The following is an 18,085-nucleotide window of genomic DNA, read 5'->3' on the forward strand; positions in this document are numbered from 1 at the left end:
ACCCGCTACGACAAACGCGCCCGCCACTACGAAGCCCTGGTCACCATCGCCTGCCTACGACTCTGGCTCTCCTGACTTTGCGGACACGACCTAGGTCTCCGGCCCCGTTTTCCTCGTTCCCTGGTCGGGAAGGCGGCGTCGCGGGATGAAATCGGGTGCCTCGCGCGTTGGTGCCTTCCGGCAGAGCAGGACGACTGGAAGGTACCGGCGTGACACCGAAACGGGGATGGGCACGACGACTGTGGGCCTACGCGTGGCGCCACCCGAAGGACGTCGTACTCGCCCTCGGCTCATCACTGGCCGGTATGGCCGTCATGGCGCTCGTCCCCCTGATCACCAAGGTGATCATCGACGACGTCATCAGCGAGCACGCCAGGGACATGACCACCTGGGCCGGCCTCCTGGTCGCCGCCGCCCTGGTCGTCTACGTCCTCACCTACATCCGCCGCTACTACGGCGGCCGCCTCGCCCTCGACGTCCAGCACGACCTGCGGACGGAGATGTACGGCACGATCACCCGGCTGGACGGCCGCCGCCAGGACGAGCTGTCCACCGGCCAGGTCGTGGGCCGCGCCACCAGCGACCTCCAGCTGATCCAGGGCCTGCTCTTCATGCTCCCGATGACCATCGGGAACTTCATGCTCTTCCTGCTCTCCCTGGCGATCATGGCGTGGCTGTCCGTGCCGCTCACCCTGGTCGCGCTGGCCGTCGCGCCCGCCCTCTGGTGGATCGCCAAGCGCAGCCGCACCAGGCTGCACCCCTCCACCTGGTACGCCCAGGCCCAGGCCGCCGCCGTCGCGGGCGTCGTCGACGGCGCCGTCAGCGGCGTACGCGTGGTGAAGGGCTTTGGGCAGGAGGAGCAGGAGACCGGCAAACTCCGGGAGGTCGGCCGACGGCTGTTCGCGGGACGGCTGCGCACCATCCGCCTGAACTCGGTCTACACCCCGGCCCTGCAGGCCGTCCCCGCGCTCGGCCAGGTCGCGATGCTGGCCCTCGGCGGCTGGCTCGCTGTACGCGGGCACATCACGCTCGGCACGTTCGTCGCCTTCTCCACCTACCTCGCGCAGCTGGTCGGCCCGGTCCGCATGCTCGCGGTGGTGCTCACCGTCGGCCAGCAGGCCCGGGCCGGCACCGAGCGGGTCCTGGAGCTGATCGACACCGAGCCGTCGATCGAGGACGGCCACAAGGACCTGCCCTCCGACGCCCCCGCGACGGTCGAGTTCGACGACGTCTCCTTCGGCTACGACGACGGCCACCCGGTCCTCGACGGGCTGAGCTTCGAGATCCGCCCGGGCGAGACCCTCGCCGTGGTCGGCTCCTCCGGCTCCGGCAAGTCCACGGTCTCCCTGCTGCTGCCGCGCTTCTACGACGCCTCCCGCGGGGCCGTCCTGGTCGGCGGCCACGACGTGCGCGAGCTGTCCCTGGAGTCCCTGCGGGCGGCGATCGGACTGGTCCCGGAGGACTCGTTCCTCTTCTCCGACACGGTCCGCGCCAACATCGCCTACGGCCGCCCGGACGCCACCTTCGAGGAGATCGAGAAGGCCGCCCGCGCCGCCCAGGCGGACCGTTTCATCACCGAGCTGCCCGAGGGCTACGACACCACCGTCGGCGAGCACGGGCTCACCCTCTCCGGCGGCCAGCGCCAGCGCGTCGCCCTCGCCCGCGCCATCCTCAGCGACCCGCGCCTGCTGGTCCTGGACGACGCCACCTCCGCCGTCGACGCGCGGGTCGAGCACGAGATCCACGAGGCCCTGAAGGGCGTCATGCGGGGCCGCACCACCCTGCTCATCGCCCACCGCCGCTCCACCCTGAACCTCGCCGACCGCATCGCCGTCCTGGACGGCGGCCGCCTCGCCGACATCGGCACCCACGAGGAACTCCAGGAGCGCTCCGCCCTCTACCGGCGCCTGCTCACCGACCCCGACGAACTGGGCGCGGTCTCCCCGGGCCACACCCCGCCGGCCTGCCCGCAGGAGGACACCTCCGTCCGGGACGAACTGGACGCCGAGTTCGACGCCGAGCGCGGGGTCACCCCGAGGCTGTGGACCGGTGACCGCGAACGCAAGGACACCGCCCTCGCGGAGAGCCCCGCCACCCCCGAACTGCTCGCCCAGGTCGAGGCGCTGCCCCCGGCCACCGACGTCCCGGACGTCGACGAGGCGAAGGCCGTCCAGCCGGAGGACTCCTACGGCCTGCGCAGGCTGCTGCGCGGCTTCGGTCTGCCGCTGCTGATCAGCCTCGCCCTGGTCGCCACCGACGCCGGCATGGGCCTGCTGCTGCCGGTGCTGATCCGGCACGGCATCGACTCGGGCGTCACCGAGGCCGCGCTCGGCGCCGTGTGGGCGGCGGCCCTGCTGGGGCTGTTGACGGTCGCCGTGCAATGGGGGGCCCAGATCGGCGAGACCCGGATGACCGGGCGCACCGGCGAGCGGGTCCTGTACTCGCTCCGGCTGAAGATCTTCTCCCAGCTCCAGCGTCTCGGGCTCGACTACTACGAGCGCGAGCTGACCGGGCGGATCATGACCCGGATGACGACCGACGTCGACGCGTTGTCGACGTTCCTCCAGACGGGCCTGGTCACGGCCTTCGTCTCGGTCGTCACCTTCTTCGGGATCATGGGCGCGCTGCTGGTGATCGACGTGCAGCTCGCGCTGGTCGTCTTCGCGACGCTGCCGCCGCTGATCATCGCCACGTTCTTCTTCCGCCGGGCGAGCGTGAAGGCGTACGAGCTGGCCCGCGAACGCGTGTCGGTCGTCAACGCCGACCTCCAGGAGTCGGTCTCCGGGCTGCGGATCGTGCAGGCCTTCCGGCGCGAGCGGGACGGCGGGCGGCGGTTCGCCGAGCGCAGCGCCGACTACCGGCAGGCCCGCATCCGGGGCCAGTGGCTGATCTCGGTGTACTTCCCGTTCGTGCAGTTCCTGTCGTCGGTGGCGGCCGCGGCCGTGCTGGTCGTGGGCGGTGCCCGGGTCGACGACGGGACCCTCGCCATCGGCTCGCTGGTGGCGTACCTGCTCTACATCGATCTGTTCTTCGCGCCCGTGCAGCAGCTGTCCCAGGTCTTCGACGGCTACCAGCAGGCGACCGTCTCGCTGGGCCGCATCCAGGAGCTGCTCCGGGAGCCGACGTCGACGAAGTCCGCCGACGAACCCCTGGAGGTCCTGTCGCTGCGCGGCGACATCGCCTTCGAGGACGTGCACTTCGCCTACGGCACCGACGAAGAGGCCCTCGGCGGGGTCGACCTGCGCATCCCGGCCGGGCAGACCGTCGCCTTCGTCGGCGAGACCGGCGCGGGCAAGTCGACCCTCGTCAAGCTCGTGGCCCGCTTCTACGACCCCACCGGCGGCCGGGTCACCGTCGACGGCACCGACCTGCGGGCCCTCGACCTCACCTCGTACCGGCACCGTCTGGGGGTCGTCCCGCAGGAGGCGTACCTCTTCCAGGGCACCGTCCGCGACGCCATCGCCTACGGCCGCCCCGACGCCACCGACGCCCAGGTCGAGGCGGCGGCCCGCGCGGTCGGCGCGCACGACATGATCGCCACCCTGGAGGGCGGCTACCTCTACGAGGTCGCCGAGCGCGGCCGCAACCTGTCCGCCGGGCAGCGCCAGCTGATCGCCCTGGCCCGCGCCGAGCTGGTCGACCCGGACGTGCTGCTGCTCGACGAGGCCACGGCCGCCCTCGACCTGGCCACGGAGGCCCAGGTCAACCAGGCCACCGACCGGCTCGCCGGCCGCCGCACCACCCTCGTCGTCGCCCACCGCCTCACCACCGCCGCCCGAGCCGACCGGGTCGTCGTCATGGACCACGGCCGGGTCGCCGAGGACGGCACGCACGACGAGCTGCTCGCGGGCGGCGGGCGGTACGCGGAGCTGTGGCGGACGTTCATCGGCGCCGCGGAGCCGGAGGAGCCGGTCGGCGTGTCCCGCTAGCACCCCTGACCGCGTTTCCGTAACGCTCGTGCAACCATCCGACATACGTCATGCGTCCGTACAGGCGTACGCCGATGGTCGCGGAGGACGCGGTACGGGAGGACGACAGTGCACAGTGCAGCGATACGCCGGCGGCTCGCGTTCGGGCTGGCCGTGCTGACCGCCTCCGGGCTGCTCGCCGTCGCGGCCCCGGGCGAGGCGCAGGCCGCGACATCCGCGCTCTGCCCCGGGCGCAAGGTCCGCGCGCTGCCGTTCTCCACCGGGACCGTGCTCGTCTACAAGCGCGGCGGCTACGTCTGCGCCGTCACCCTCACCAAGAAGCCCGGCGCCCGGCGCACGATGTCGGTGAGCGTGCAGGCGCGCGGCAACCGGCCGGTCGTCGACGCGGGCACGTACGCCCACCACGCGGGCCCGGTGACGGTGCACGCCGGACGCCGCTGCGTCTGGCTCAAGGGCCGGGTCGGCCCGGGGAAGTTCAGCTCCGGCTGGATCCTGTGCTGACGGATGAAGGCATTCGGTTTCGGTATGCCGTGGGAGTCGTTGTACGGCTACAGCCAGGCCACCCAGGTCGGTGACACGGTCTACGTGTCAGGACAGCTGTCCCATGACCGTGACGGCGACTTCGTGGGCGCAGGCGACTTCGAACTGCAGGTCCGCACCACGCTGGAGAATCTCGACCTGGTGCTGAGGCACTTCGGGGCCGAGCGCAGCCAGACAGTGGAGACCACGGTGCTGGTGAGGAACCTGCGGGAGAACTTCGACACGACAGCGCGCCTCCACGCCGAGTACTTCGGGGAGCACCGGCCCGCCAGCACGGTCATGGGAGTGTCCGACCTGGCGCTGCCGGACCAACTCGTGGAGATCGGCGCGCTCGTGCGTCTCGACGCACACCCATAGGCAGGCGCACACAGGGTTTTCCCTATGTCCCCTGGTGCTCCGGTGAGTTGGTCCGCTAGCTTCCGGCGCACATCTGTCTCACAGGGGAGTGCGCATGCGCAAGGCGCTCAGATGGCTGCTGGCGCTCACGGTGCTCATAGGCACACTGGGCACGGCGGGAGCGGCCACCGCCGCCGACGCCGCCGGCACCACCGACATCAAGGAGAGACTGCTCTCCATACCGGGCATGAGCCTGGTGGAGGAGAAGCCGTACACCGGCTACCGCTTCTTCGTCCTGAACTACACGCAGCCGGTCGACCACCGCAAGCCCTCCAAGGGCACGTTCCAGCAGCGCATCACCGTGCTGCACAAGGACGTATCCCGCCCGACGGTGTTCTTCACCAGCGGCTACAACGTCTCCACGACGCCCCGCCGCAGCGAGCCCACCCAGATCGTGGACGGCAACCAGGTCTCCCTGGAGTACCGCTTCTTCACCCCGTCCCGGCCCGCCCCGGCCGACTGGTCCAAGCTGGACATCTGGCAGGCCGCCAGCGACCAGCACCGCGTCTTCAAGGCGCTGAAGGGCATCTACAGCAAGAAGTGGATCTCCACGGGCGGTTCGAAGGGCGGCATGACCGCCACCTACTACGAGCGCTTCTACCCGCGGGACATGGACGGCGTCGTCGCCTACGTCGCCCCCAACGACGTGGTGAACAAGGAGGACTCGGCCTACGACCGCTTCTTCGCCCGCGTCGGCACCGACGATTGCCGCGACCGACTGAACGCCGTGCAGCGCGAGGCGCTGGTGCGCCGCGAGCCGCTGGAGAAGAAGTACGCCGCCTACGCCGAGGAGAACGGCCTCACCTTCACCACCATCGGCAGTCTGGACAAGGCCTACGAGGCCACCGTCCTCGACTACGTATGGGGCTTTTGGCAGTACAGCCTGCTGGCCGACTGCGACCAGATCCCGGCCGACGCGAAGAACGCCACCGACGACGCGATCTGGGACTCCGTCGACACGATCTCCGGCTTCTCCGCCTACGCCGACCAGGGCCTGACCACCTACACGCCGTACTACTACCAGGCCGGCACCCAGCTCGGCGCGCCGACCATCCACTTCCCGCACGTCGAGAAGCAGTACATCCGTTACGGCTACCAGCCGCCGCGCAACTTCGTCCCCCGGGACATCTCGATGAAGTTCCAGCCGTCGGCGATGCGCGACGTGGACACCTGGGTCCGCCACAACGCCCGTCACATGCTGTTCGTCTACGGCCAGAACGACCCGTGGGGCGCGGAGCCGTTCCGCGTCGGCAAGGGCGCGAAGGACTCCTACGTCATGACCGCCCCCGGCATGAACCACGGCGCCAACGTCGCGGGCCTCGTGCCCGAGCAGAAGGCCCTCGCCACCGCCCGCATCCTCGACTGGGCCGGCGTCGCCCCCGGCGCGGTGCAGGCCGACCCGCAGGCGGCCAAGCCGCTGGCGAAGTTCGATGCCAAGCTCGACAAGCGGGACGTGCAGCGTGAGATGACGCTGCGTCCGTAACAGCCCGCTGACCGCACTGGACCGCCCCTCGGCCTCCGGACCGAGGGGCGGTTCGCATGTCCATGCGCTCGCGGTGAATGCTCCGTACGGTGACCGGATGGACAGTTCTGTCGTCTTCAACGTCGTGACCACGGCCATCGCCGTCGTCGCAGTGGTGACCTCCATCGTGTTCAGCGCACGGCAGGCCCGCACCGCGAAGCACGCCAACCACATATCGGTGCTGGTCGACCTGCTCAAGGAGTTCCGGTCCGCGGAGTTCCACGAGCAGCACGACTACGTGTGCACCCGCCTGGGAGCCGAGCACGACCCGGAGAACGGAGTACGCGGGCTGCCGGCTGAGGCCAAGGCGGCCTTCTGCAGCGTCGTGTACTACTACCAGTCGTTCGCCAACCTCGCTGTCTTCGGTCTGCTCGACCAGACTCTGCTGGTCACGGTCCTGCGCACCCGGATCGTCTCGGTCTGGAAGGCCGCCCGGCCGTTCGTGGAGCGGGAGAGGGAGTTGCGGGGCGAGGGCAGCGGCGGAACGTATCTGTCGACCTTCGAGGAGCTGGCCCGACTGGCGGCGGACCTGCCCCCGGAGCACGTCCGCGACCAGATGGCAGAGGCCCGGCGACGAATGTCGCGTAACAGGCTGATGCGGTGACGCGGACGACGGCGGGCGCCCCGCTACAGCGGCCGGGCGCACCCCACGGGCCGCTTCCCGCCCAGCCGGACGTACAGGGCGGTCGGGCCGGGGCAGTCGGCCCGCTCGGCGACCGCCCGGACCACCTTGTACTGCGGCCGCCGTTCGCCCGTGCCGTCGCAGGCGGTCTCGCGGACCTTCCCGTCGCCGGAGTCGTAGACGCAGTCGCCGACGATCGTGCGGGGACCGCCCCCGCCGCCCGGGTCACCGGGGTGCGGCGGCTGGAGGTTGCGCATACAGGCGTAGCCCTGCGGGACCCTCCCGTCGCCGTCCTCGTCGAACGCGGGCCGCTGCTCGCTGATGTGCAGCACGAAGTCGGTGTCCGAGGGGCAGCGCGGCCCGTCCCGCACCGTGCCGTCGTGCCGCGCCACGACCCGGGCCGCCGCCCGCTCACCGGTGCACGGCACCTCGGTGAAGCTCGTCGTACCGAACGAGGAGCACTCGCCGACCGCGAGGAACACCGCCCCGTACCCGGCGGGCCGGGTCGGCACCGGCGACACCGTGGCGGTCCTGCCGGTCGCCGGCCCGCCCAGCCGGCCGTCCTCCGCCACGCCTCCCGACGGACTCTGGCAGCCGGTCAGCAGCGCGCCGATCAGGACCAGGAGCCCGCAGACCACCCCCACAAGACTTCGCTCACGCATCGCCGTCCCCCCGAGTGTGCTCGTCCAGCGTGACCCGCCGTAGCGGGCACACGCCAGGCACACAGGGCGGTTTGCGCACGTTGGGGGTGGTGCGCACGGTCCTTGGCGTACGTCTAGTACGACAGCCCGTAGCCGATGGGGTACAGCACCTGTTCCGGATCATCCGCCCGTTGCACCGGCACCGGCAGTTTCCCGCGCGGCCTCACCCGCCCGGCGATCACCCGTGCGGCGGCCCGCAGTTCGACATCGGTCCAGGAATAGGCGGCCAGACAGGCCCGCACGGACGGCAGCCGGGCCACGTCGTACGGATTGCGGATCGCCACCGCCACGACCGGCCTCCCGGTCGCCACGAGCTGCTCCACCAGCGTCTTCTGGCTGCTGCTCGCGGTGACGTTGTACGTGGCGGCCACCACCGCGTCCGCCTCCCGCGCCGCCGCGACCGCCTTGGCGATGGTGGCCGCCGAAGGGGCCGTGCCGGTGGACAGAGCCGTGGCGGTGAAGCCCAGCTCGTTCAGCGCGCCCGCGAGCACGCCCGTGGGCGGTCCCGTCGTGCCGGACGGTGACGCCGGGTCCGCGCCGACGACCAGCACCTCGGGGTGCCGGCGGCGCGACAGCGGCAGCAGCCGCCCCTCGTTGACGAGCAGCGTGGTCGTCCGCTCGGCGATCCGGTCGGCGGCCGCCCGATGGGCCCGGGTCCCGACGGCCCGGTCCACACCGGCTCGAGTGACGTACGGCGAACGGAACAGCCCCAGCTTGGACTTCAGCCGCAGCACCCGCAGGATCGACGCGTCGAGCCGGGCCTCCGTCAGCTCGCCCTCGCGCACGGCCGTCAGGACGGCGTTCCACGCGAGGTCCAGGTCGGGCGGGTTGAGGAGCTGGTCCACGCCCGCCTTCAGCGCGAGCACCGGCACCCGGGCGTCGCCGTACTTGGTCCGTACGCCCTCCATGCCGAGGGAGTCAGTGACCACGACCCCGTCGTAGCCGAGGCGTTCGCGCAGGATGCCGGTGAGGATCGGGCGGGAGAGGGTGGCCGGGTCGCCGGAGTCGTCGAGGGCCGGGACCATCAGGTGCGCGGTCATGATCGAGTCGATGCCGGCGGCGATCGCCGCCTTGAACGGCGGTGCGTCGAGCTTCTCCCACAGCTCCCGGCTGTGTGTGATGGTGGGGAAGCCGGTGTGGCTGTCGACGTTGGTGTCCCCGTGCCCGGGGAAGTGCTTGGCGGTCGCGGCGACCCCGGACCCCTGGTACCCGGCGACCTCGGCGGCCACCAGCGCGGACACCGCCCGCGGGGCGGCGCCGAAGGACCGTACGCCGATGACCGGGTTGGCCGGGTTGACGTTCACGTCGGCCACGGGGGAGTAGTCCTGCCGGATCCCCATCGCGCGCAGCTCGGCACCCGCGATCCGCCCGAGCGTACGGGCGTCGGAGCGCGACCCGCCCGCCCCTACGGCCATGGCGCCCGGGAACAGCGTCGCGGGCTCGCCCACCCGGGAGACGATCCCGTGCTCCTGGTCGGTGGAGATGAGCACCGGCAGCCCGCGCGGCAGTTCGAGGGAGGCCTTCTGGATGCCGTTGGACAGCTCGGCGATCTGGTGCGGGTCGCGGGTGTTGTGCGCCCAGGTGAAGTAGATGATGCCGCCGACCCGGTACCTCGCCACCAGCTCGGCGGCCGTGCGGACCCCGATCTCCTTGAGGTTGGCGTCGATGTCGGCCTGGTCGGGTGCGGTGGCCGAGTGGCCGTAGACCCGCATGACGAAGAGCTGGCCGACCTTCTCCTCGAGGGTCATGCGGGAGACGAGGGCGCGCAGCCGGCTGTCGTCCGGGGCGGCGGCGTGCGCGGGTCCGGCGGCGGCGAGGGCGGCGGTGACGCCGGCCGTGGCGGCGAGGACGGTACGTCTGGAGGGCTGAGCGGTGTTTCCCGTGCTTTCCGTGCCGGTGTCGTGCACGTGCGCTCCTTCCGGAGGTGATCCGCTCGGATCCACTGAAGGAAACTTCCAGGAAGTCACGAATATCCGGGAAGTTTCCGCCAGTCAAGGGAACGCGCAGCAACGCCCCGAGGGGCCGCCACCGGCGCGGTTGGAGGGGGACGCGCCGATGGCGGCGGGTGCCGCCGGCCGCGGTACGGCGGAGAGGGTGGTCAGCGATCGCAGCCAGTGGCGAGGGCCGACACCGCACCGTGGTGACTCTCCGGAGGCCTGCGATTGGACGGGGCCGGTCCGCTCCGGGTTCCCGACGCGGCCCGGATTTCCGCAAGTCGGGACGCAGGGGGAACCTGGAGGTCAGCGGGGCGGATGAGCCGCCACTTCCGGCCACTGCTCACCGAGCACCCGTACGGTTTCCGCGATGGCCGGACGCCGGGCCGCCCCCGTCCGCCACAGGGCGTACAGCCGTCGCACCGGCATCGGGTCGAGCGGCACCTCCACCACCCCGGCGGGCAGCGGCCCGCGTCCCAGCCTCGGGATGAGCGCGACGCCGAGTCCGGCCGCCACCAGGGCCACGAGGGTGGGATTCTCGTCGGCCTGGTGGACGATGTCCGGCTCGTGCCCGGCCGTGCGCAGCGTCCGCAGCAGCCAGTCGTGGCAGACCCGCCCCGGCGGCTGGCAGATCCACCGCTCCCCGCCCAGCTCCTCCCGCCGTACGGCGGCCCGCCCGGCGAAGGGATGCCCCTCGGGGACGAGCAGGTCGCACAGGTCGTTGCCGATGACCTCCTGCTCCAGGCCCGGCGGGGCGGGCAGCGGCGCGATGTCCCAGTCGTGCGCGACGGCGAGATCGACGGCCCCCTTCGCCACCAGGTCGACGGACAGATGCGGGTCGACCTCCGCCAACCGGGCGTCCAGGGCCGGATGCAGGCGGCCCAGCTCGGCCAGCACCCCCGGCATCAGCCCGCGTGCCGCCGACGCGAACGCGGCGATGGTCAGCCGCCCCGAAGGCCGGCCCCGCCGCTCCTCCAGCTCGGTCTCCGCGCGCTCCACGATGGCCAGCAACTCCTGAGCGGTCGCCACCAGTTGACGGGCCTCGTCGGTGAGCCGGACGCCCCGCCCCTCCCGCTCCAGCAGGACCGTCCGGGTCTCCCGCTCCAGCTTGGCGATCTGCTGGGACACCGCGGAAGGCGTGTACCCGAGCGCGAGCGCGGCGGCGCCGACGGTGCCGTGCACGGAGACGGCGTGCAGGGCGCGCAGCCGCTGGAGGTCGAGCACGGGGGTACCCCTTTCCGTTGAGCGGGCGGCTCAAGGTTTGCTAAGCGATGCTTCATCCAACCATGCAGCAATCATCGCTGGTGCTTCATGGTCGCCCAGGGCGATGCTCACGGCATGCGCCCGTCACACCTCGCTCTCGCCGTCCTGGTCGCCGCCGTCTGGGGCGTCAACTTCACGGTCATCGAGATCGGCCTGGACCACTTTCCGCCCCTGCTCTTCTCCGCCCTGCGCTTCCTCGCGGCAGCGCTCCCGGCCGTGTTCCTCGTGGGCCGCCCCAAGGTGGCGTGGAAGTGGATCGTGGCGGTCGGCCTGGTCCTCGGGGTGGCGAAGTTCGGCCTTCTCTTCGTCGGCATGGACGCGGGCATGCCGGCCGGCCTGTCCTCCCTCGTCCTGCAGATCCAGGCGGTGTTCACGGCGGCGATCGCGGCCCTGACCCTGGGCGAACGGCCCTCCCGCGTCCGTCTGCTGGGCATGCTGATCGCCCTGGCCGGCATCGCCGTGGCGGCCGTGGACGAGGGCGCCTCCGGCCCGCTCGGCGCGTTCGCCCTGGTCGTCGGGGCGGCGGCGTGCTGGGGCGCGTCGAACGTCCTCACCCGCAAGGCCGCCCCGCCCGACGCCCTGAACTTCATGGTCTGGGTCAGCACGGTCCCGGTCCTCCCCCTGCTGGCCCTCTCCCTCCTCACGGAGGGCCCCGCACGCGACCTGGCGGCCCTGCGCGCCCTGGACTGGCAGGGCGCGGGCACCGTCCTCTACGTCGCCTGGATCACCACCGTCTTCGGTTTCGGCGCGTGGGGTTTCCTCCTGCGCCACCACCCCGCCTCCACGGTGGCCCCGTTCTCCCTCCTGGTCCCGGTCTTCGGCATGTCGTCGGCGTTCCTGTTCCTGGGCGAGCCGGTGAGCCCGCTGCGGTGGTGTGCGGCGGCCCTGCTGGTGGGCGGGGTGGGTCTGGCGTCCCGCACCCCGCGCCGCACCACACTCGGGGTCGCAGCGGACCCGGCGGCGACCGCCGTCAGGACGCCTCGACCAGCATCCCGGGCGGGCTGACGTGGAAGGTGCGGGCCCGGACGCCGAAGCCCGTGTCGCCGTCCAGGTGGCTGTCGTCGTCCCAGGTGATCAGCACGCTCTCGGGGCCGTTGCCGAAGGCCGTCGCGGCGCAAAGGTGGGACCGCTGCCCGGGGTCCGCCGTGCTGACCCGCACCGGATCGCCCAGGGAACCCTGGCTCTCCGAGCAGACCTTGGCCATCACCGTCGACACGGTGTCGTGCGTGTCCGCGCTCTCCTCGACCCACGCCATCAGGAACCGTCCGTTCGGCAGCCGGGACAGGGCCGGGGAGCTCCGGGTGACACCCCTGGGGTTCCCGGCCGTGATGTCGAAGGTCTCAGTGCCGTCCGGCTGGAAGATGCTCGCGGCCACCGTCGTCTGCGGTTTGCCCAGGTCGCTGGGCTGGATGCCCTCGATGTGCGCGACGACGAAGCGTCCGCTGTCGAGCAGGGTGATCGCGTTGACGCCGGTGAAGCCGCCGACGTCCGGCTGGATCTCCCCGCCCAGCGGGTTGCCCTCGAAGTCGAAGAACCGCAGGGTGAGCCGGCCGCCGCCGATCGCCGAGGGGTCCGTCGACCACGCCACGACCACGTTGCCGTTGGTGAGGATCGAGGCGGCGGGCCTCTCGTGGAAGCCCTCGGTGGTGCTGACCGTGAACTCCGGTGTCGCCGGGCTGCCGTCCGCGTGGAAGCGCCGCGCGCGGATACGCCGGTCGGGCCGCCGGCTCGCCCAGGTGACCAGCACACCACCGTCGATCATGAACGCGAGGCACGGCCTGACCCGCGGATCCGCGTCCTCGGTGACCAGCATCCCGGGGCCGGACTTCCGGCCCTCGGTGAACCGCTGGAGTTTCACGCAGGGGCTGGGGCCCGGCGTGCCGAACGGGGTCTCCAGCCATACGGCGAACTGGCCGCTGATCCCGGCGGACAGCACGGACGGCCACAGCGGCCGCACCCCCGGCCCGTCGGCCGGCTGGGCACTGACCGCGAACTCGTCTCCCAGCTTGTCGCCGTCGTCACCCAGGAACTGGCCCTTGATGACGAAGTCGCTCTCGTCCGACCACAGCTCCAGGAACTGCGTGCCGAACAGGGCGTCGACGGCAGGCTGGAGCTGGTCGCCGGACTTGGTGGTGTTGACGAGGAAGTCAGCCATGGCTGCTCTTTCGAATCAGGGCGAGGGGAAGAGAGAGCACTACGACCGGCCGAGTCCTTGGGAAAAGCGTGTCACGCCCGGGTGGTGGCTGCATCCGGAGCGGCTCGCCGCTCTGCCCCGGGCATGCGGGGCCGGGACAAGCCACTTGGCCCCGGGCGCGCGGGTCCGGACATGCCGCTGCCTCGCTCCCCGGCCGGCGGGCGGGCCCGCACATGCCGCTGCCCCGCCCCCGGTCGGCGGGGCGGGGCAGCGGCATGGCGGGGAGCCGGGTCAACGGGTGTGTTCGGTGAACCTCTTCGCAGTCTCGGCCAGGACCTCCTGGCCGTCCCGGGCCCACAGGACGTCGTTGAACAGCTCTACCTCGATGGCGCCGGTGTACCCGGCCGCCTCGACGTGATCCTGCCACTCCCGCATGTCGATCGACCCGTCGCCGATCTGGCCGCGGCCGGTGAGGACGCCCTCCGGGAGAGGAGTCGTCCAGTCGGCGAGCTGAAAGGTGTGGATGCGGCCGCCCGCTCCGGCCCGGGCGATCTGCGCGGGCGCGGTGTCGTCCCACCAGATGTGGTACGTGTCGACCGTGACACCGACCTGGTCCGCCGGGAAGCGCTCGGCGAGGTCCAGGGCCTGGGCCAGGGTCGACACCACACAGCGGTCCGAGGCGTACATGGGGTGCAGCGGCTCGATGGCCAGACGGACACCGTGCTGTCGTGCGTACGGGCCCAGTTCCGCCAGCGCGTCCGCGATGCGCTCACGGGCGCCGCGCAGGTCCTTGGAGCCGGCGGGCAGACCGCCCGAGACCAGGACCAGGGTGTCCGTGCCCAGGACCGCCGCCTCGTCGATCGCACGGCGGTTGTCCGCCAGGGCCTCGGCGCGCTCCGCCGGGTCGATCGCCGTGAAGAAGCCGCCCCGGCACAGCGTCGTCACCGTCAGCCCGGCGTCGCGGACCAGCTTGGCCGTGGCCTCCAGGCCGTGCGCCTGCACCGGCTCGCGCCAGAGCCCCACGTTGCGGATGCCCAACCGCGCGCAGCCGTCGGCCAGTTCCGGCAACGACAGCTGCTTCACCGTCATCTGGTTGATGGAGAAGCGCTCCAGAGACCCGCTCACTGGTTCACCCCGTACACGCTCAGCAGCGTCTTCATCCGTTCCTCCGCCAGCTTCGGGTCGGGGAACAGGCCCAGTCCGTCGGCCAGTTCGTACGCCTTCGCGAGGTGCGGCAGTGAACGGGCCGACTGCAGACCGCCGACCATCGTGAAGTGCGGCTGGTGGTCCGCGAGCCAGGCGAGGAAGACGACCCCCGTCTTGTAGAAGCGGGTCGGGGTCTGGAAGAGGTGGCGGGAGAGACCGACCGTGGGGTCCAGCAGCTCGCGAAAGCCCGGGGCATCACCCGTGTCCAGGACCCGGACCGCCTCGGCCGCCAGCGGGCCGAGCGGGTCGAAGATGCCGAGCAGCGCGTGGCTGAAGCCCTGTTCGTCGCCCGCGATCAGCTCGGGGTAGTTGAAGTCGTCACCGGTGTAGCAGCGCACGCCCTGCGGGAGCCGGCGGCGGATGTCGATCTCGCGCCGGGCGTCCAGCAGGGAGACCTTGATGCCGTCGACCTTGTCCGGGTGGGCGGCGATCACCTCGAGGAACGTGTCCGTCGCCGCGTCCAGGTCGGACGAGCCCCAGTAGCCCTCCAGCGCCGGGTCGAACATCGGGCCGAGCCAGTGCAGGATCACCGGCTCGGAGGCCTGGCGCAGCAGGTGGCCGTAGACCTCCAGGTAATCCTCGGGGCCGGAGGCCGCCGCCGCGAGCGCCCGGGACGCCATCAGGATGGCCTGCGCGCCGGACTCCTCCACGAGGGCGAGCTGCTCCTCGTAGGCCGCGCGGACCTCGGCGAGGGACGCCGGGCCGGTCAGCTGGTCGGTGCCGACGCCGCAGGCGATCAGACCGCCGACCGCCTTGGCCTCGGCGGCGCTGCGGCGGATCAGCTCGGCCGCGCCCGCCCAGTCCAGGCCCATGCCGCGCTGGGCGGTGTCCATGGCCTCGGCGACGCCCAGCCCGTGCGACCACAGGTGGCGGCGGAAGGAGAGGGTCAGGTCCCAGTCGACGGCGGCGGGCGAGTCGGGGGAGACATCGGCGTACGGGTCGGCCACGACGTGCGCGGCCGAGAAGACCGTGCGGGAGGTGAAGGCCGTGCCGGCGGTCACGGCCAGGGGCTCGGTGCGCGGCTCGTAGGTCCGCAGTGCCCCGTCGGCGCCCGGGAGTCGGATCGTCACAGCGAGATCTCCGGTACGTCGAGACGGCGGCCCTCGGCCGAGGACTTCAGGCCCAGCTCGGCGAGCTGCACACCGCGGGCACCGGCCAGCAGGTCCCAGTGGTAGGGGGCGTCGGCGTAGACGTGCTTGAGGAACAGCTCCCACTGGGCCTTGAAGCCGTTGTCGAACTCGGTGTTGTCCGGTACCTCCTGCCACTGGTCGCGGAAGACCTCCGTGGCGGGGATGTCCGGGTTCCAGACCGGCTTGGGGGTGGCGCTGCGGTGCTGGACGCGGCAGTTGCACAGGCCCGCGACCGCGGAGCCCTCGGTGCCGTCGACCTGGAACTCCACCAGCTCGTCGCGGTTGACGCGGACGGCCCAGGAGGAGTTGATCTGGGCGATGGCGCCGCCCTCCAGCTCGAAGACACCGTACGCGGCGTCGTCGGCCGTCGCGTCGTACGGCTTGTCGTTCTCGTCCCAGCGCTGCGGGATGTGCGTGGCGGTGAGCGCCTGGACGGACCTCACCCGGCCGAACAGCTCGTGCAGCACGTACTCCCAGTGCGGGAACATGTCGACGACGATGCCGCCGCCGTCCTCGGCGCGGTAGTTCCACGACGGGCGCTGGGCGGTCTGCCAGTCGCCCTCGAAGACCCAGTAGCCGAACTCGCCGCGGATCGAGAGGATCCGGCCGAAGAAGCCGCCGTCGATGAGGCGCTTCAGCTTCAGCAGGCCCGGGAGGAAGAGCTTGTCCTGGACGACGCCGTGCTTGATGCCGGCCGCGTTCGCCAGCCGGGCGAGCTCCAGGGCGCCGTCGAGGCCGGTGGCGGTCGGCTTCTCGGTGTAGATGTGCTTGCCGGCCGCGATGGCCTTCTTCAGGGCCTCCTCGCGGGCGGAGGTGACCTGCGCGTCGAAGTAGATGTCCACCGTCTCGTCGGCGAGGACCGCGTCCACGTCCGTGGAGATGTGCTCCAGCCCGTGCTGCTCGGCCAGGGCCTTCAGCGCGTGCTCGCGGCGGCCGACCAGGATCGGCTCGGGCCACAGCACGGTGCCGTCGCCGAGGTCGAGGCCGCCCTGCTCGCGGAGGGCGAGGATGGAGCGGACCAGGTGCTGGCGGTAGCCCATGCGCCCGGTCACGCCGTTCATGGCGATACGCACCGTCTTGCGTGTCACGTCGTTCCCTTCGTACGCGGTCGTCGCGCCGCGTACGCCCCACCCTGCACAGGAGGCCCGTCGAGCCGGCCGTGGACTGGTGAACGATGCAGCAAGCGCTTTCTATACAGGAAGAAGCTAGCCTCTGAACCGCGGTCCGGACAAGACCGTGACCAGGACGAGTTGTTCGAGGGGGCGAACAACAGGGGGTCGGGGGCTTAAGGTCTGCTCGGAACCATGGCCATGGGTTCGTCGGGGCAGCGGCGGTCGACCTGCTGTTCCCCTCGGAACCATGGCCAGTGGTCTGGGTGTGTACGAGGGCGGAGAGACGATGCGCGACCGGAGGACGACGAGATGACGGTGACCCTGGCGGATGTGGCGGCCCGCGCACAGGTCTCACCCGCGACGGTGTCGCGCGTGCTGAACGGGAACTACCCCGTGGCGGCCTCCACCCGCGAGCGGGTGCTGAAGGCCGTGGACGAACTGGACTATGTGCTCAACGGGCCCGCGAGCGCCCTGGCCGCCGCCACCTCCGACCTGGTCGGGATCCTGGTGAACGACATCGCCGACCCGTTCTTCGGGATCATGGCGAGCGCCATCCAGGGCGAGATCGGCGGGCCGGGCGGCCGTGCGGGCGGGGAGAGGCTCGCGGTGGTCTGCAACACGGGCGGCTCTCCGGAGCGGGAGCTGACGTACCTCACGCTGCTGCAGCGGCAGCGGGCGGCGGCCGTGGTGCTGACCGGCGGTGCGATCGAGGACGCGCCGCACAGGGCGGCCATGGACGCGAAGGTGCGCAAGCTGATCGAGGCCGGGACGCGGGTCGTGCTGTGCGGGCGGCCGCAGGCACCGGACACCGGTGCGATCGCGCTGCCCTTCGACAACCGCGGCGGCGGTCAGGAGCTGACCGAGCACCTCATCGGTCTCGGGCACCGGCGGCTCGGGTACATCGCCGGCCCGGAGGAGCGGACGACCACACGGCACCGGCTGGAGGGCCACCGGGCCGCGCTGGCCGCGCACGGCATCGAGGAGGACCCGCGCTGGACGGTGCACGGGCGCTACGACCGGCGGTCCGGCTACGAGGCCACGCTGGAGCTGATGCGGCGTGACCCGTCGCTGACGGCGGTCGTCGCGGCGAACGACTCCGTCGCACTGGGCGCGTGCGCCGCGCTGCGGGACTCGGGGCTGCGGATCCCCGAGGACGTGTCGGTGGCGGGCTTCGACGACCTGCCGTTCAGCATCGACGCGGTGCCTTCGCTGACGACGGTCCGGCTGCCGCTGGCCGAGGCCGGGGCCCGCGCCGGGCGGATCGCGATGGGGCGCGAGGAGGCGCCGCCCGGGGGGATCGCCTCGGTGCGGGGGGAACTGATGGTGCGCGGGTCCTCCGGGGTGCCGAGGGTCTCCTAGGTCCTGGGGGCATCGCCGTCCTGGCCTTGCCGGGGGCTACCGCCCCCAGGCCCCCGCTTCGGCCTGAACGGCCTCGTCCTCAAGCGCCGGACGGGCTGGATCGCGGCTGATCGGCGTCGTCAGTGGACGACGTCGAAGACGTTCTTCTGCAGACCGTTGGCGTAGGCCTCGTGCTCGACGAGCCGCAGCTTCTGGGCGTCCTTGTCGGTGGCGCTGAAGAGCCGCTTGCCCGCCCCG

At 71.8% G+C, this 18,085-nt stretch carries 14 protein-coding genes and 1 pseudogene; 7 read left to right on the forward strand and 8 right to left on the reverse strand.

Translation table 11 applies throughout. The features are described 5' to 3' along the window. Positions 1-209: 209 nt before the first annotated feature. From ABTX60_RS41450 to ABTX60_RS41470, 5 genes are all read left to right on the forward strand, one after another. A complete protein-coding gene (locus tag ABTX60_RS41450; RefSeq protein WP_352101881.1) occupies positions 210-3,929 on the forward strand; it encodes an ABC transporter ATP-binding protein in 3,720 nt (1,239 codons plus the stop codon). A gap of 108 nt (positions 3,930-4,037) precedes the next feature. Next, positions 4,038-4,430, forward strand: coding sequence for a hypothetical protein (locus ABTX60_RS41455; RefSeq protein ID WP_352101882.1), 393 nt, complete (start codon positions 4,038-4,040; stop codon positions 4,428-4,430). A 3-nt stretch (positions 4,431-4,433) separates the two neighbouring features. Further along, positions 4,434-4,826 carry a RidA family protein gene (locus ABTX60_RS41460; RefSeq protein ID WP_352101883.1) on the forward strand — a complete coding sequence of 131 codons (393 nt, stop codon included), beginning with the start codon at positions 4,434-4,436 and terminating at the stop codon, positions 4,824-4,826. Positions 4,827-4,920: 94 nt separating this feature from the next. Continuing rightward, positions 4,921-6,348, forward strand: coding sequence for a S28 family serine protease (locus ABTX60_RS41465; RefSeq protein ID WP_352101884.1), 1,428 nt, complete (start codon positions 4,921-4,923; stop codon positions 6,346-6,348). Between the two features lie 97 nt (positions 6,349-6,445). Further along, positions 6,446-6,991, forward strand: coding sequence for a DUF4760 domain-containing protein (locus ABTX60_RS41470; RefSeq protein ID WP_352101885.1), 546 nt, complete (start codon positions 6,446-6,448; stop codon positions 6,989-6,991). A gap of 23 nt (positions 6,992-7,014) precedes the next feature. On the opposite strand, the gene ABTX60_RS41475 is transcribed toward ABTX60_RS41470, so the two are convergent. The 3 genes from ABTX60_RS41475 to ABTX60_RS41485 form a co-directional block, all read right to left on the reverse strand. Then, a complete protein-coding gene (locus ABTX60_RS41475; protein ID WP_352101886.1) occupies positions 7,015-7,671 on the reverse strand; it encodes a hypothetical protein in 657 nt (218 codons plus the stop codon). A 113-nt stretch (positions 7,672-7,784) separates the two neighbouring features. Next, on the reverse strand, positions 7,785-9,617 hold the full coding sequence (locus tag ABTX60_RS41480) for a glycoside hydrolase family 3 protein (RefSeq protein WP_352101887.1): 1,833 nt from the start codon (positions 9,615-9,617) through the stop codon (positions 7,785-7,787). A gap of 333 nt (positions 9,618-9,950) precedes the next feature. Further along, positions 9,951-10,868 carry a LysR family transcriptional regulator gene (locus ABTX60_RS41485; protein WP_352101888.1) on the reverse strand — a complete coding sequence of 306 codons (918 nt, stop codon included), beginning with the start codon at positions 10,866-10,868 and terminating at the stop codon, positions 9,951-9,953. 114 nt (positions 10,869-10,982) lie between these two features. Between ABTX60_RS41485 and ABTX60_RS41490 the strand changes: the two genes are divergently transcribed. Continuing rightward, positions 10,983-11,912, forward strand: coding sequence for an EamA family transporter (locus ABTX60_RS41490; protein ID WP_352101889.1), 930 nt, complete (start codon positions 10,983-10,985; stop codon positions 11,910-11,912). Here the strand turns inward: ABTX60_RS41490 and ABTX60_RS41495 are convergent. From ABTX60_RS41495 to ABTX60_RS41510, 4 genes are all read right to left on the reverse strand, one after another. Further along, a complete protein-coding gene (locus ABTX60_RS41495) occupies positions 11,878-13,062 on the reverse strand; it encodes a hypothetical protein (RefSeq protein ID WP_352101890.1) in 1,185 nt (394 codons plus the stop codon). The two genes, ABTX60_RS41490 and ABTX60_RS41495, sit on opposite strands and share 35 nt — an antisense overlap. A gap of 270 nt (positions 13,063-13,332) precedes the next feature. Next, complete coding sequence (locus ABTX60_RS41500; protein ID WP_352101894.1) at positions 13,333-14,130, reverse strand: sugar phosphate isomerase/epimerase family protein; 798 nt, start codon at positions 14,128-14,130, stop codon at positions 13,333-13,335. Positions 14,131-14,162: 32 nt separating this feature from the next. Next, positions 14,163-15,317, reverse strand: a complete 1,155-nt coding sequence (locus ABTX60_RS41505) for a dihydrodipicolinate synthase family protein (protein WP_352101891.1) — start codon at positions 15,315-15,317, stop codon at positions 14,163-14,165. Further along, entirely contained in the window at positions 15,314-16,465 is a 1,152-nt protein-coding gene (locus ABTX60_RS41510; protein ID WP_352101892.1) for a Gfo/Idh/MocA family protein, read from the reverse strand. Before ABTX60_RS41510 ends, ABTX60_RS41505 begins: the two co-directional genes overlap by 4 nt. Before the next feature lie 333 nt (positions 16,466-16,798). Between ABTX60_RS41510 and ABTX60_RS41515 the strand changes: the two genes are divergently transcribed. Continuing rightward, positions 16,799-17,848: a LacI family DNA-binding transcriptional regulator gene (locus tag ABTX60_RS41515; protein WP_352101893.1), complete on the forward strand. Its 1,050-nt coding sequence runs from the start codon at positions 16,799-16,801 to the stop codon at positions 17,846-17,848. A 119-nt stretch (positions 17,849-17,967) separates the two neighbouring features. Here ABTX60_RS41515 and ABTX60_RS41520 read toward each other — a convergent pair. Continuing rightward, a pseudogene (locus tag ABTX60_RS41520) lies at positions 17,968-18,085 on the reverse strand (dihydrofolate reductase family protein); the annotation flags it as partial.

This window comes from Streptomyces sp. NPDC126510, assembly GCF_040302345.1.
Taxonomy (GTDB): domain Bacteria; phylum Actinomycetota; class Actinomycetes; order Streptomycetales; family Streptomycetaceae; genus Streptomyces.

What these genes read in the sequence shown, in the direction of transcription:
- ABTX60_RS41475 (WP_352101886.1), bottom strand. Translation starts at nt 7,671, where the DNA reads ATGCGTGAGCGAAGTCTTGTGGGGGTGGTCTGCGGGCTCCTGGTCCTG.
- ABTX60_RS41490 (WP_352101889.1), top strand. Translation starts at nt 10,983, where the DNA reads ATGCGCCCGTCACACCTCGCTCTCGCCGTCCTGGTCGCCGCCGTCTGG.
- ABTX60_RS41470 (WP_352101885.1), top strand. Translation starts at nt 6,446, where the DNA reads ATGGACAGTTCTGTCGTCTTCAACGTCGTGACCACGGCCATCGCCGTC.
- ABTX60_RS41515 (WP_352101893.1), top strand. Translation starts at nt 16,799, where the DNA reads ATGACGGTGACCCTGGCGGATGTGGCGGCCCGCGCACAGGTCTCACCC.
- ABTX60_RS41500 (WP_352101894.1), bottom strand. Translation starts at nt 14,130, where the DNA reads ATGACGGTGAAGCAGCTGTCGTTGCCGGAACTGGCCGACGGCTGCGCG.
- ABTX60_RS41460 (WP_352101883.1), top strand. Translation starts at nt 4,434, where the DNA reads ATGAAGGCATTCGGTTTCGGTATGCCGTGGGAGTCGTTGTACGGCTAC.
- ABTX60_RS41465 (WP_352101884.1), top strand. Translation starts at nt 4,921, where the DNA reads ATGCGCAAGGCGCTCAGATGGCTGCTGGCGCTCACGGTGCTCATAGGC.
- ABTX60_RS41495 (WP_352101890.1), bottom strand. Translation starts at nt 13,062, where the DNA reads ATGGCTGACTTCCTCGTCAACACCACCAAGTCCGGCGACCAGCTCCAG.